This is a genomic window from Paenibacillus marchantiophytorum (assembly GCF_014640555.1).
GTDB lineage: Bacteria > Bacillota > Bacilli > Paenibacillales > NBRC-103111 > Paenibacillus_E > Paenibacillus_E marchantiophytorum.
Genome location: NZ_BMHE01000005.1, coordinates 69,704 through 83,143, shown reverse-complemented (window position 1 = coordinate 83,143; position 13,440 = coordinate 69,704). Strand labels below are relative to the sequence as shown.

General features: G+C 46.1%; 12 protein-coding genes. 10 read left to right on the top strand and 2 right to left on the bottom strand.

Features of this window, described 5'->3' with window-relative positions:
• Window positions 1-142 precede the first annotated feature (142 nt).
• Complete coding sequence (locus IEY34_RS07185; RefSeq protein WP_189009739.1) at window positions 143-790, top strand: WGxxGxxG family protein; 648 nt, start codon at window positions 143-145, stop codon at window positions 788-790.
• Between the two features lie 1,671 nt (window positions 791-2,461).
• Complete coding sequence (gene trmB, locus IEY34_RS07180; protein WP_189009736.1) at window positions 2,462-3,193, top strand: tRNA (guanosine(46)-N7)-methyltransferase TrmB; 732 nt, start codon at window positions 2,462-2,464, stop codon at window positions 3,191-3,193.
• Between the two features lie 92 nt (window positions 3,194-3,285).
• Here trmB and IEY34_RS07175 read toward each other — a convergent pair whose 3' ends face one another.
• Window positions 3,286-4,413 carry an MGDG synthase family glycosyltransferase gene (locus tag IEY34_RS07175; RefSeq protein ID WP_189009733.1) on the bottom strand — a complete coding sequence of 376 codons (1,128 nt, stop codon included), beginning with the start codon at window positions 4,411-4,413 and terminating at the stop codon, window positions 3,286-3,288.
• Between the two features lie 6 nt (window positions 4,414-4,419).
• Window positions 4,420-4,947 carry a phosphatase PAP2 family protein gene (locus tag IEY34_RS07170; protein WP_189009730.1) on the bottom strand — a complete coding sequence of 176 codons (528 nt, stop codon included), beginning with the start codon at window positions 4,945-4,947 and terminating at the stop codon, window positions 4,420-4,422.
• A 193-nt stretch (window positions 4,948-5,140) separates the two neighbouring features.
• Between IEY34_RS07170 and IEY34_RS07165 the strand changes: the two genes are divergently transcribed.
• From IEY34_RS07165 to ilvC, 8 genes are all read left to right on the top strand, one after another.
• Window positions 5,141-6,319, top strand: a complete 1,179-nt coding sequence (locus tag IEY34_RS07165) for a glycosyltransferase family 4 protein (protein ID WP_189009728.1) — start codon at window positions 5,141-5,143, stop codon at window positions 6,317-6,319.
• Between the two features lie 346 nt (window positions 6,320-6,665).
• Window positions 6,666-7,901, top strand: coding sequence for a glycosyltransferase family 2 protein (locus tag IEY34_RS07160; RefSeq protein WP_189009724.1), 1,236 nt, complete (start codon window positions 6,666-6,668; stop codon window positions 7,899-7,901).
• Between the two features lie 221 nt (window positions 7,902-8,122).
• Complete coding sequence (gene infC / locus IEY34_RS07155) at window positions 8,123-8,623, top strand: translation initiation factor IF-3 (protein ID WP_047681158.1); 501 nt, start codon at window positions 8,123-8,125, stop codon at window positions 8,621-8,623.
• 30 nt (window positions 8,624-8,653) lie between these two features.
• A complete protein-coding gene (rpmI, locus tag IEY34_RS07150) occupies window positions 8,654-8,857 on the top strand; it encodes a 50S ribosomal protein L35 (RefSeq protein WP_189009721.1) in 204 nt (67 codons plus the stop codon).
• 53 nt (window positions 8,858-8,910) lie between these two features.
• Window positions 8,911-9,270: a 50S ribosomal protein L20 gene (gene rplT / locus IEY34_RS07145; protein WP_028553998.1), complete on the top strand. Its 360-nt coding sequence runs from the start codon at window positions 8,911-8,913 to the stop codon at window positions 9,268-9,270.
• A gap of 629 nt (window positions 9,271-9,899) precedes the next feature.
• Complete coding sequence (gene ilvB / locus IEY34_RS07140; protein ID WP_189009718.1) at window positions 9,900-11,645, top strand: biosynthetic-type acetolactate synthase large subunit; 1,746 nt, start codon at window positions 9,900-9,902, stop codon at window positions 11,643-11,645.
• Window positions 11,642-12,133, top strand: coding sequence for an acetolactate synthase small subunit (gene ilvN, locus IEY34_RS07135; RefSeq protein WP_189009715.1), 492 nt, complete (start codon window positions 11,642-11,644; stop codon window positions 12,131-12,133). Before ilvB ends, ilvN begins: the two co-directional genes overlap by 4 nt.
• 193 nt (window positions 12,134-12,326) lie before the next feature.
• On the top strand, window positions 12,327-13,319 hold the full coding sequence (gene ilvC, locus IEY34_RS07130; protein WP_079414041.1) for a ketol-acid reductoisomerase: 993 nt from the start codon (window positions 12,327-12,329) through the stop codon (window positions 13,317-13,319).
• Window positions 13,320-13,440 lie beyond the last annotated feature (121 nt).

The window sequence follows — 13,440 nt, the reverse complement described above, 5'->3', positions numbered from 1 at the left end:
TCCTTTCTTTCCATCTTATTGTAGCGAAAAAAAACGATGAAAGCGACCCCTGCCTTTCCAACAAGTTCCCCGTTAAAAGTGGCGTCTAGTGAGCATGATAACTTTGCACCACCATTACATGTCGAGAGGGGAAATGGACAGGATGAAAAAGCTTCAGACCATTACTTTGACGTTAGCACTAACGACTGCATTGAGTTTTGGGGCTGTGGGTGCTCATGCCAATACGAGTACAACAATGAATACGGATATGGGAAATTCGGGAGCAACGGGATCGGGGACTACGACAACATCGGGATATACAGGCAGCAATTATGATGCTACGGTCGGAACGGGTACCGGAATTACAGGATTGAACACAGGAACCACAGGAACGGGGACAACGGGGACAACTAATTCCTATTCAGGGAATACGATGAACGGCACAACAAACACCTATGGGACAGGGACAAGTACGAATCCAGGTGCTTACAATGCCACGGGAACGAGCTCCTATTCTAACAATGGAACGGGAACCAGCACGTATTCCAATAACGGAACTGGAACGGGTGTTTTAGGACAAATTAATGGATACAGTCATAACATGATGGACCGCATGAGCACGAAGCTTCATGGAACGAGCACGACGAAAGGTACCAATAGCGGCAATTATGACACATCATCTTATCGGGCTTACGCTACTACGCCAACAGAAACCAAGAGTATGAATTGGGGCTGGCTGGGACTAGTGGGGCTACTTGGGTTAGCGGGTCTACGGAGTAATAACAAACGTAAAGACGAGAGCTACAAATAACATTAGCTAAGTTGGGGGCTGTTCTCAGAGGTCGATAGACCTTTTGGGAAAGCCCTCTTTTCTTTTGCGTGGCGAAAATAAGGCAGATGGCGACTGTCATGAACGCATAGGCAAGCCGCAAGCCAAGTTTTTGTTATGTTTCAGGAAGCAAGCCTACATCTTAGGAACCCCATAATTCTTATTTCATCAAAATGGCTGGATTTAAAATTATAGCGAATTCCAGATGCGTTATTGCAAGGAAAACATCGCATTTCCGCTGAAATTCTGCTTCATAAAGTGCCTACAGTTCGTTAATTCGACAAAGTCGCCATTTTAGCGCTTATAAGGACATTACAGTTCGTTAAGTACCGCCAGCTACTTTCTCAAAGGTCGATAGACCTTTTGGGGAAGCCCTCTTTTCTTTTACGTGGTGAAAATGAGGCAGCTAAACGTGCTTATTTTGCTCGAAGACATCTTAGGAACCCCATAATTCTTATTTCATCAAAATGGCTGGATTTAAAATTATAGCGAATTCCAGATGCGTTATTGCAAGGAAAACATCGCATTTCCGCTCAAATTCTGCTCCATAAAGTGCCTACAGTTCGTTAATTTTACAAAGTCGCCATTTTAGCGCTTATAAGGACATTTCAGTTCGTTAAGTGCCGCCAGCTACGTTCTCAAAGGTCGATATGCATATAGAAGACCTTTTGGGGAAGCCCTCTTTTCATTTACGTGGTGAAAATGAGGCAGCTAAACGTGCTTATTTGCTCGAAGAAATCTTAGGAACCCCATAATTCTTATTTCATCAAAATGGCTGGATTTAAAATTATAGCGAATTCCAGATGCGTTATTGCAAGGAAAACATCGCAATTCCGCTGAAATTCTGCTTCATAGAAGTGCCTACAGTTCGTTAATTTTACAAAGTCGCCATTTTAGCGCTTATAAGGACATTACAGTTCGTTAAGTGCCGCCAGCTACTTTCTCAAAGGTCGATAGACCTTTTGGGGAAGCCCTCTTTTCTTTTACGTGGTGAAAATGAGGCAGCTAAACGTGCTTATTTTGCTCGAAGACATCTTAGGAACCCCATAATTCTTATTTCATCAAAATGGCTGGATTTGAAATTATAGCGAATTCCAGATGCGTTATTGCAAGGAAAACATCGCATTTCCGCTCAAATTCTGCTCCATAAAGTGCCTGCAGTTCGTTAATTCGACAAAGTGGCCATTTTAGCGTCTATAAGGACATTTCAGTTCGTTAAGTGCCGCCGCTACCCCAAACACCCTGCCACCGCCCGCACCACCCGCACTCGCACCCGCACACCACCCGCACCGGACGCACCAACCCGCACCCGCACCCGCACCCGCACACCCGCCCGCCGCACCCGCACCCGCACTACAACCAGTCCCCGCCTCCGCTCGCCCCGCCAACTGGAACATTCTGTTAATCATAAAGACCCCCATGTAGACTAAAACTAAGGGTAACAATCTTTATCAAGTGGTTCGACTCTAGCGGCAGATACAGTTTCTCTCGAGCTTACGCAAAGTCTTGCGTTCGTTGGATCAAAAGCTTTTCAAATCATCATCGATTAAGATTGCCTATCACTTGTTGGATGTGTAATTCCCTTTGATTTTTTCCCTAGAATGGTCTATGATTTGTATTCGATAGCATGTACGTGTAGGAGGCAAATTGTAAATGCGTTTACGGGGAAGAAAAGGAATTCGAGAAGATATAGAACGTCAGAAAGAACTCGTTGTTATGAACGCCAAAGACCATAAGGGTAAATGGGCTGAATTATTCGGAAACAACAATCCGATTCATGCAGAGCTTGGCATGGGCAAAGGTCGCTTCATTAGTGAAATGAGCAAAAAATATCCGCACATTAATTTCATTGGTGTCGACATGTATGATGAGCTTATTCGCAAAGCAAGTGAGAAAGCCAAGGTTGCTCATGAGATTCAATCAGAGGAAGAGACGGAGTCCGGCTTCAATATTCCGAATTTGAAGTTCATGCTGTTTAATATTGAGCATATTGAAGAAGCTTTTGCTGATGGGGAGCTGGAACGGGTCTATTTAAATTTCAGTGATCCTTGGCCTAAGAAAAAGCATGCGCGCAGACGCTTGACGCATCCAGGCTTTGTTGAGAAATATAAGCAAATTCTGAATGCGAATGGCGAGATTCATTTGAAAACCGATTCGCAATCTTTGTTTGAGTTCTCGCTGAATTCTTTTGCGGATATGGGACTGAGAATGCGTAATATTTCACTGAACTTGCATGTGGATGGCATTCATCCTGATCATGTAATGACGGAATATGAAACGAAATTCGCCGGACAAGGCATGAACATTCACCGTTGTGAAGTAGTGATTGGTCAAGATGCGCTTGCTGCTCATCTAGATCAGCTTAGCAAACCAGCAGCCGAGTAGGTTTCTGTTTGATCGTTTTTTAACTCAAATAAAGCTATCCCACTGAAGCATGCGCTGCAGGAGGATGGCTTTTTTCATTTTTTCATTTGCTGTTAGCCCATTACTTGCAGGATGACGTCGGAACAATCAATGTGAGGCTCTTTCATTCTTTGATGGAAATTAGACATGCGCTTCGCTTCCACATCGGTATAGCGGCTGGCCAACATCGTCAGCCAACTGGCAATGGTAGCGGCCGAGCGGATGCGTTCACCCAATCCTTGCTGGGTAAAATAATGCACATTTTCTTCCTCTTGCCCAGGGATCGGATCGTAGAAGAGCATAGGAATCGATTTGGCCAGCCCTTCCGAACAGGTCATGCCCCCAGGCTTCGTCACAAGTAAATCGGAAACTTCCATCAACTTGTCAATCTCCTGCGTGAAGCCGAGCAAATGGATGTTTGGATGCTGATAGCGTGTATCCATAGCTAGTTTGGCCAATGCTTTTTGGTTGTTGCCCAGACAAAATATGAACTGAATGCGGTCTCTCCAAGCGACCAAATGCTCGCTAAGCGAATCTCCGCCGATGAGGCCCCAGCCGCCGCCCATGACCAACACGGTCGGCATGGCAGCTAATTGAAATTGCTGTCGAATATTCGCTTTGTCGTGCGCTTCCCGGAAGCTCGGATGCACGGGAATTCCCGTAATTTCGACTTGTGTGTCAGCAATGCCACGGCCAAGAAGTTTGCTTTTGACACAGGCTGTTGACACCATATATTTATTTACTTCACGACTTACCCAAGTGCCGTGCACATCGTAATCGGTAATAACCGTGCATAACGGAATCTCGAGGCCAGCCCTTTTTAAGCGAGATACGACCACACTGGGAAAAGGATGCGTACACACAATGGCTTGCGGCGACCAATCTTGGATGATGGCTGCGGTCTGTGCATAGAAGATGCGGTGCAAGGCCAATTGGGTCAAACGGTTCAAAGATTTCTTGTACTGTGAACGGTACAATCGTCCATAAAGTTTGGGGCTTGTTGTCAGCGTTTTTTTGTAAGCTTGAAAAACCCAAGGAGCAAGGGTCGGATGCAGGAAGGAGCCCAATTCCAGCACAAGCGTCTCGATTGTTGGGCAACGCTTCTCCAGGCTGACAGCGAGCGCGTAGGCCGCTTGTGTATGGCCGGCTCCGAATCCTTCCGAGAGGATGAGCACTCTTTTTTTAGTGTGCAGCGTCGTCATAATTGGTTACCCCCACATGGCTACTGTCACTAGCGAAGCTGTCGAGCCGATTAAACAGCCAACGATACAATCTGAAGGATAATGCAGCCCTAGATAAATACGGGAAAGGCTGACGGTAAGTGCGAGCGGAATAAGGACAAGAGCAAGTGCAGGCATAGCCGCGACAAAAGGAAAGATAATGGAAAAAATAGCTGTTGTATGGCCGGAAGGAAAGGAATGATCCGTCAGTGGATTTTTACCTATAATGGTTTGGGGATGGACGAGATAAGGACGCAGTCGCGGATATTTCTTCTTAATGATAGCGACCGGAATATGACTGACCGTTAAAGCGATTAAAGCTTGAAAACCTGCAACGCGTAATGCGCCGTGACCGAATAAGGCACAACACAAGGAGATAACAATTGTAGCTGTGGCTCCGCCAAGATGTGTTATTTTTGAAAAGAAATGATCAAGAAAGAAGTGTTGGATACGTTGATTCACAAAGTGGAACGCGCGTGTTTCATGATGCTGAAGCCAGTTCACGACTCTGCTCATGAGTAGTAGCCTCCTTCGTAACTTGAGATACCTGCTTATGTACATTGTAGGGAACGTTTATTAAAAGAAGATTAACTCCGTAATAAATTTTAAGAAACACGATTTTACGTTCCTTTGATCTTTCACTAACAATCCCATGCTAGCATGAAGCGAATAAGGAATTTCATGTTAAAAGGTAAAGGGGCTGATTAGAATGAGAGTTGCCTTGTTTACAGACACTTTCTTGCCGGATATCAATGGGGTTGCGAAGACGCTTGGCAGATGGACACGGTTTTTGGAGTCAAAGGGAATCGCTTGTCAGGTATTTGCGCCTACCAGTGTGACAGAAGGCGACAGCGATATTTTTCGTGTGGAACGGTTTTACAGTATTCCCTTTTTATTGTACCCCGAATGTCGCTTAGCTATTCCGAACCCTGTGCAGCTTCGCAAGTCGCTCCATGCCTTTCAGCCTACCCTTATTCACTGTGCAACCCCTTTCAATTTGGGACTTTTCGGCCTTCATCATGCCCGCAAACATAGGACTCCGCTTGTCGCCTCCTACCATACTCATTTTGACCAATACTTGAACCATTATAAAATCCCTTGGGTGGAGCCTACGCTGTGGAAATACATGCAGTGGTTTCATCAAAGCTGTCAGAGGGTTTATGTGCCTTCGCAGTCAACTTTAGATCATTTGCAAGCCAAAGGGCTTCGTCAATTAGAGATTTGGAGCCGCGGTGTCGATACAGAACGATTTCAGCTGATTGTCGATCGGAAGTCAGTACTTGAGGCTTATAACGTCGATCCGGCCAAATTCGTTATGCTGTATGTCGGACGATTAGCCCCGGAGAAAAGTATCGAAGTTGCGCTGGACAGTTACGCGGCGCTTCCGCAAGCGATCCAAGAGGACACTCATCTGATTATCGCCGGTGACGGACCCTCTGCCGGAATGCTGCGCGAATGCTATGAAGGTAATCCGGGAATTACGTTTACGGGTTTCGTTCAGGGAGCAAGGCTTTCTGAGCTTTATGCGGCTGCGGACGTGTTTCTGTTTCCCTCGGCAACCGAAACGTTCGGTAATGTTGTACTGGAAGCTATGGCCTGTGGGACAACTGTGATTGGAGCAGCGGCAGGCGGGGTAATGGATATTATTGAGCACGAGGTAACGGGACTGTTGTGTCCGCCCGGTGACGTTGCTGCTTTTAAGCAAGCCGTTATCAGGTTGTATGCATCACACGAGACGCGCTGCAGGCTGGCCTTGGCGGGCAGGGAGTATGCTTTGCGGCAGTCCTGGGATCAAATATTTCATAAGCTGCTTGCCAGCTATGAAGAAATTAGTGATGCCAATGCAGCGAATGGGCTGCTCAGTTCTGAAGCCCGAATGATTCGTTAATGGCGATCAACGGCAAAAGTTGTCAGGCATACTTCTGGTGAATTATAATAAACCCCGTACCATACAAGTGGGGCGCTTCGTCTAAATGGTGAACTTTTTGTACACAATAAAATGAAAAACGATGAAAACAGGACATTAACGATCTGATTTCAAGCACATCCTATAAAGTTTGTGTGCGTTCCCCTTAAAACTCAAGGAACTGGCGTAATTTCGGTTATTGCAGACTTTGACAAACAGGGGGAAAGAGAGGAAAATCAAGAACGGTTAATTCACCTGTACATAAACTGCGCATACGCGTATAAAAAGATAGCTTGTGTGCATAAACAAAAAAGGGGGACTTTGCTTCATGCTTGACAATATTGTGCTTACCTTTCAAATTGGCTTGGCTTTGGTTGGTGCGTATCAGTTGTTTTTAACTTTTTTCGGATGGTATCGTCCGAGGAACAAACAGACTTTTGCTCCACAGAAATCGTTTGCTGTCTTAGTGGCCGCTCATAATGAGGAGCAGGTTGTAGGCGCATTGATCGAGAATCTCAAAACGCTCGATTATCCCAAGGAGCTGTATGATATCTTCGTGATTTGTGACAACTGCACAGACAACACAGCGGATATCGCGCGCAGTCACGGCGTGTACGCCATGGAACGCCATAATCCTAATCTGCGAGGAAAAGGGTATGCGATCGAATGGATGCTCAAGGAACTTTGGAAGCGTGAGCGTCAGTATGATGCTGTTGTGATGTTCGATGCCGACAACCTTTCCAGTTCTGATTATCTGATTCACATGAACAATGATCTTTGCTCGGGTTCCCGCGTTATTCAAGCTTATCTGGACAGCAAGAATCCGAATGATTCTTGGGTTACAGGTTCCTATGCGATTTCCTACTATTTCGCTAACCGCTTCTGGCAAATGCCCCGCACGAACTTAGGGCTTGCTAATTACTTGGGCGGCACTGGTATGTGTTTTGAGTCCAAACTGTTGAAACAGATTGGTTGGGGCGCTACGAGCCTTGTTGAGGATCTTGAGTTCTCGATGCGTTGTATCAAGCTGGGTATTCGCCCAACTTATAACTACGAAGCTATCGTTTATGATGAGAAACCGCTCACGTTTAAAGTATCCGCCAAACAGCGCTTGCGCTGGATGCAAGGACACTTTGATGTGGCCAAGCGCTATTTCTTCCCACTGCTCTGGCAAGGGATCAAAGAGGGCAGCTGGACCAAAATTGATGCGGCTATTTATTCCGCTAACGTATACAACTTCTTTTTCGGCGCGATTATCACTGTGCTGCTATGGATTAAATCCGTGACGCCAGGTTGGTCAGAAACACCGATGCTTGCTGATGTCAATCCCGTATTCTTCAATTCGGTAAGCTTAGCGATTTATGTGCTGCTGCCAATTTCCATGTATATTGAGAAAGCTCCAGGGAAAGTTTATAAGTACTTAATCTTATATCCTGTGTTTATGCTTTCTTGGTGGCCAATTACGTTCTATGCGTTCTTCACGCAAAACAACAAACAATGGAGCCATACTGAGCATACACGCGTCATTCGACTGGATGAAATGAAAAGTAAACAAGTGAGTTGACTTTCCTTGAACGAAATGATATTATATTTCAAGTAAAAGCAGAAGCGCCCGCTTCTCACCTGACCGACACTGTTGGCTGGTTTGAATGAATCATCATGTATGTTCAATAGGTCATGAACCTGTTATTGATGAAGATGTGGGCCCAAGCGCCCGCATCTTTTTATTTTATGGATAGAGCGCTACATACTTTATGGAGGTGGAACACTATTAGCAAAGACCATATGATTAATGATGAGATTCGTGTGAAGGAAGTACGCCTGATCGGGGCGGACGGAGAACAACTCGGTATTACACCGATTCGCGAAGCTCTTCAAATTGCACTGGACGCGAACCTTGACTTGGTAAATGTGGCACCGACGGCTAAGCCGCCTGTCTGCCGCATTATGGATTACGGTAAATTCCGTTATGAAACGCAGAAGAAAGAAAAAGAAGCTCGTAAGAACCAGAAGATCGTGGATATCAAAGAAATTCGCCTAAGCGCGACAATCGATGAGCATGACTTCCAAACGAAGCTTCGCAATGCGGTTAAGTTTCTTGGCGAAGGCGATAAAGTAAAAGCTAGCGTTCGATTCCGTGGTCGCGAAATTGCCCACTCGGAGATCGGTCGCAGAGTGCTTGAGCGCCTTGCTACAGAAACTGCTGATATCTCCTCGCAGGAGCGCGCTCCAAAGCTTGAAGGAAGAAGCATGATCATGATTTTAACGCCGAAAGTTACGACCTAGGCGGTATACTAAATTAGGAGGAACAACACCATGCCGAAAATGAAAACACACAGCAGCCTAAAAGGCCGTTTCAAAATCACTGGCACAGGCAAAGTGATGAGATACAAACAAGGTAAGAACCACTTGCTTTCCGGTAAATCTTCACGTCAAAAACGCGTTTTGTCTACGAACCCAACCATGGCTCCTGGCGATGTACGTCGTTTGCAACAACAGCTTTCCCTCATCAAAGGTTAATCTTACTAGCTAAAATTCGAACATTATTTATATATCCCAGGAGGTAATCAACCATGGCAAGAGTCAAGGGCGGATTTATTCGCGCTCACCGTCGCAAAAAGATTTTGAAATTAGCAAAAGGTTATTTCGGTTCCAAACATCGCTTATTTAAAACAGCTAAAGAACAAGTAATGAAGTCTTTAGTGTATGCATACCGTGACCGTCGTCAAACGAAACGTAATTTCCGCAGACTGTGGATTACACGTATCAATGCTGGCGCTCGTCAAAACGGCCTTAGCTACAGCAAATTGATGCACGGCCTGAAATTGGCTGGTATCGAAGTAAACCGCAAAATCTTGGCTGATTTGGCTGTGAATGATTCCAAAGCGTTCAACGATTTGGCAACAGCTGCAAAAGCAAAAGTAAACGCGTAAGCATCGCTTCGCGTCCAAGAAGCTTGTCCTCCTCGGAGGGCAGGCTTCTTTTTATGCATGGAGGCTGATTTTTTCTATGGCATCAGGAGGCACAGCTGGCGCTGCAGATGGAATCTGCGGAGGAAATCGAGCGCTATGTGAAGGAATACGTGGGACTCGGAAATATTTCTTGAGCAGTTTCTTGATCAGACTATTGACTATTGCTCGGGGGATGCATATAATAATCTCTAAATCATATTACTTATGACTAACGAATCGGCTATGAAGAGGAAGAAGTAATAAGGGCACTTATGCGCAGAGAGCGTTGGACTTGCTGAAACCATCGCCTTAATCCCTTACGTACGAAGTCACCTCGGAGCTGTTTTCCTGAAACCTGCAGAAACCTGCACGTATTAGGGAGAATCGGAAGAGCACACGTTATCGTGCTGAGGGTAGTGTTCATTCATGAACATACCTGCTAAGGCTATGGACTGTGAAGTACGTAGCAAATTTGGGTGGTACCACGGAAGCTTGAACCCCTTTCGTCCCGTTTAACACGTTTAGTGCGTGTACGGGATGAATAGGGGTTTTTCTTATTTCTAAGAAGCTTGATAACTCACAAGAACTGACTTTTCGAGAGGAGGATCACAATGAATGTTCAAACTGAACCAAAACGCTCAAAAGAAGAACTGATTGAAAAGCTGACGAAGCCAGACCTGATTACAGGTTCTGAGATTTTGCTGAGAAGCTTATTGCTGGAGGGTGTGGACTGCGTCTTTGGATATCCTGGCGGCGCTGTATTGTACATCTATGATGCTATGCACGGTTTTGACGATTTTAATCACTTGTTGACGAGACATGAACAAGGCGCCATTCACGCAGCGGATGGATATGCTCGTTCCACAGGCAAAGTTGGCGTATGTATCGCAACTTCCGGACCGGGGGCAACGAACCTAGTCACAGGAATAGCTACAGCATATATGGATTCCGTTCCGTTAGTCGTTATTACAGGGAACGTTGCTACAAATTTCATTGGTACGGATGCTTTCCAAGAGGCGGATATTACCGGTATTACAATGCCGATCACCAAACACAGCTACTTGGTTAGAGATGTCAATGACCTGCCGCGCATCATTCATGAAGCGTTCCATATTGCCAACTCAGGTCGTAAGGGTCCGGTTCTCATTGACATACCAAAGGATGTCTCCGCTCATAAAACGATATTTAAACCAGTGACGGATGTTAGCATCCGCGGCTATAACCCTACGGTACAGCCGAATAAATTGCAAGTAGACAAACTGATCAAGGCTATTGAAGAGGCAGAACGTCCAGTAATTATCGCTGGCGGCGGCGTTGTTTACTCCGATGCTTCCAAGGAATTGATCGAGTTCGTCAACAAAACGCGCATTCCGGTTGCGACTACATTGCTTGGATTAAGCGGCTTCCCTAGCGCGCACGAGCTATGGCTCGGCATGCCGGGGATGCATGGAACCTATACAGCGAATACCGCGATTCAAAACGCGGATCTATTAATCTCCATCGGTTCCCGATTCGATGATCGTGTGACGATGAAATTAGATGGATTTGCGCCAAAAGTAAAAATCATCGCGCATATCGATGTGGATCCGGCGGAAATCGGCAAGAACGTGAAAACGGACATCCCTTGTGTTGGCGACGTTAAGGCAGTTCTAGCCTACGCGAATACCAAAGCAAAGCCTGCTAAGAACGAAGCTTGGATCGCTGAACTTCAGGATAATAAAGTGAAGTTCCCGCTCAAATACGGTGATACCGAAACGGAATTGAAGCCGCAATTCGTTGTCGAAATGATTAGTGAGTCAACAAACGGAGAAGCGATCATCACGACAGACGTTGGACAGCACCAAATGTGGGCTGCACAATTCTATCGCTTCAAGAATCCGCGCTCCTTGGTTACTTCCGGCGGACTTGGCACGATGGGCTTCGGATTCCCGTCTGCGATCGGTGCCCAAATGGGGAACCCGGACAAACTCGTTGTCTCCATTAATGGCGACGGCGGCGTGCAGATGTGTGCGCAAGAGCTTGCGATCTGCGCGATTAACAACATTCCGGTGAAGGTTGTTATTATTAACAACCAAGTGCTGGGCATGGTTCGTCAATGGCAAGAAATCATCTACGAGAACCGTTACAGCCATATTGATCTGGCTGGCAGCCCGGATTTCGTGAAGCTGGCAGAAGCTTACGGCGTAAAAGGCTTGCGGGCCACGACGAAAGAAGAAGCGAGAAGAGCATGGCAGGAGGCACTCGATACACCGGGTCCTGTCGTTATTGATTTCGTCGTACCAAAAGGAGAGAACGTGTTCCCGATGGTTAAAGCAGGCGATACAATTAGTGACATGCTAATGGGGGATTCGGAATGACGACAACTAAACATACAGTTTCCGTACTCGTAAACAATCAGCCAGGTGTTCTGCAGCGTGTATCCGGTTTGTTCGGACGCCGTGGCTTTAATATTGAAAGCATCACCGTAGGGGAGTCCGAAGAACTCGGACTTTCCCGGATGGTTATCGTAACAACGGGGGATGACAATACGCTGGAGCAAATCACCAAGCAATTGTACAAGCTGATTGACGTTATTAAAGTCGTTGATCTGAGCGCGAACCCGATGGTAGCTAGAGAACTCGCACTTATCAAAGTAAATGCAGAGCCAATTATGCGTCCGGAAATTCTCGGAATCGTAGAAACGTTCCGCGCGGCGGTTGTCGATATTGGACCAGCTTCAATTATCGTGCAAGTTGTCGGAGATTCAGATAAAATAGATGCTATGGTTGAATTGCTTCGCCCATACGGCATTCGTGAGCTTTCCCGTACGGGAGCAACAGCTATGATTCGCGGTTCAGTGAAGTAACAACCCCAAACAACGTTGAAAAGTAGGTTAGCCTCCTTGAGTGGGGCTTTCAGCGGCGTACTCTTTAGCGCTTTAAAAGGATGATCGTTGATGATGTCAGCGCTCGCTTAGGCTTCGGAGGGTAAATCGTTGAAACACCCACTCAAGGGGTAGACAATTACGGATTCATCATATCAAAGGAGGATTTATTCGAATGGCAGTTACTACTTATTATGAAAAAGATGCAGACTTAGCGGTACTTAAAGGTAAAACGATTGCAGTTGTTGGTTATGGTTCCCAAGGGCACGCACAAGCACAAAACTTGCGTGACAGCGGATTGAACGTTATTATCGGACTTCGTGAAGGCCGTTCTTGGAACGCTGCGAAAAACGATGGTTTTGAAGTTGTATCCGTTGAAGAAGCGGCACGCCGCGCTGACGTGATCCAAATCTTGATGCCGGATGAGACGCAAGCTCGCGTATACCGTGAGTCCATTCAACCGAACATGAAACAAGGCGCAGCGATCATGTTCTCCCACGGTTTCAACATCCATTTCGGACAAATCGTTGCTCCTGAAGGTACAGATGTATTCTTGGTAGCTCCGAAATCCCCAGGTCACATGGTACGTCGTACGTACGTTGAAGGCTTTGGCGTTCCTGGCTTGATCGCAATCGAAAAAGACGCTACTGGCAACGCAAAAGCAATCGGTCTTGCTTATGCCAAAGGTATCGGCTGTACACGCGCAGGGGTTATCGAAACTTCCTTCCGTGAAGAAACAGAAACAGATTTGTTCGGTGAGCAAGCCGTTCTTTGCGGTGGTGCTTCTGAACTGGTTAAAGCAGGTTTCGAAACATTGGTTGAAGCTGGTTATGCACCAGAAATGGCTTACTTCGAATGTCTGCACGAACTGAAATTGATCGTTGACATGATGTACGAAGGTGGACTTGCTTCCATGCGTAGTTCCATCTCCAACACAGCGGAATACGGTGACTATGTAACTGGACCTCGTATCATCACTGCTGAAACGAAAAAAGCGATGAAAGCTGTTCTTACGGATATTCAACAAGGTAAATTCGCTCGCGACTTCATCTTGGAAAACCAATCCAACTTCGCGTTCATGAACGCAACTCGCCGCAATGAAGCAGAACACCCAATCGAAGTGGTTGGTAAAGAACTGCGCGAAATGATGCACTGGATCAAAAAATAATTCGTCAACCTGACGAATTCCATAGCTATACCATTCCACAGGGAGTGATTGAGGAGAATTTCCCAATCACTCCCTGTGAATACTATACAGACGAGTAAACAACCATCTTTAGGAGGTGACT

Coding starts and splice junctions, on each gene's coding strand:
- IEY34_RS07185 (WP_189009739.1), top strand. CDS start 143: ATGAAAAAGCTTCAGACCATTACTTTGACGTTAGCACTAACGACTGCA.
- trmB (WP_189009736.1), top strand. CDS start 2,462: ATGCGTTTACGGGGAAGAAAAGGAATTCGAGAAGATATAGAACGTCAG.
- IEY34_RS07175 (WP_189009733.1), bottom strand. CDS start 4,413: ATGACGACGCTGCACACTAAAAAAAGAGTGCTCATCCTCTCGGAAGGA.
- IEY34_RS07170 (WP_189009730.1), bottom strand. CDS start 4,947: ATGAGCAGAGTCGTGAACTGGCTTCAGCATCATGAAACACGCGCGTTC.
- IEY34_RS07165 (WP_189009728.1), top strand. CDS start 5,141: ATGAGAGTTGCCTTGTTTACAGACACTTTCTTGCCGGATATCAATGGG.
- IEY34_RS07160 (WP_189009724.1), top strand. CDS start 6,666: ATGCTTGACAATATTGTGCTTACCTTTCAAATTGGCTTGGCTTTGGTT.
- infC (WP_047681158.1), top strand. CDS start 8,123: ATGATTAATGATGAGATTCGTGTGAAGGAAGTACGCCTGATCGGGGCG.
- rpmI (WP_189009721.1), top strand. CDS start 8,654: ATGCCGAAAATGAAAACACACAGCAGCCTAAAAGGCCGTTTCAAAATC.
- rplT (WP_028553998.1), top strand. CDS start 8,911: ATGGCAAGAGTCAAGGGCGGATTTATTCGCGCTCACCGTCGCAAAAAG.
- ilvB (WP_189009718.1), top strand. CDS start 9,900: ATGAATGTTCAAACTGAACCAAAACGCTCAAAAGAAGAACTGATTGAA.
- ilvN (WP_189009715.1), top strand. CDS start 11,642: ATGACGACAACTAAACATACAGTTTCCGTACTCGTAAACAATCAGCCA.
- ilvC (WP_079414041.1), top strand. CDS start 12,327: ATGGCAGTTACTACTTATTATGAAAAAGATGCAGACTTAGCGGTACTT.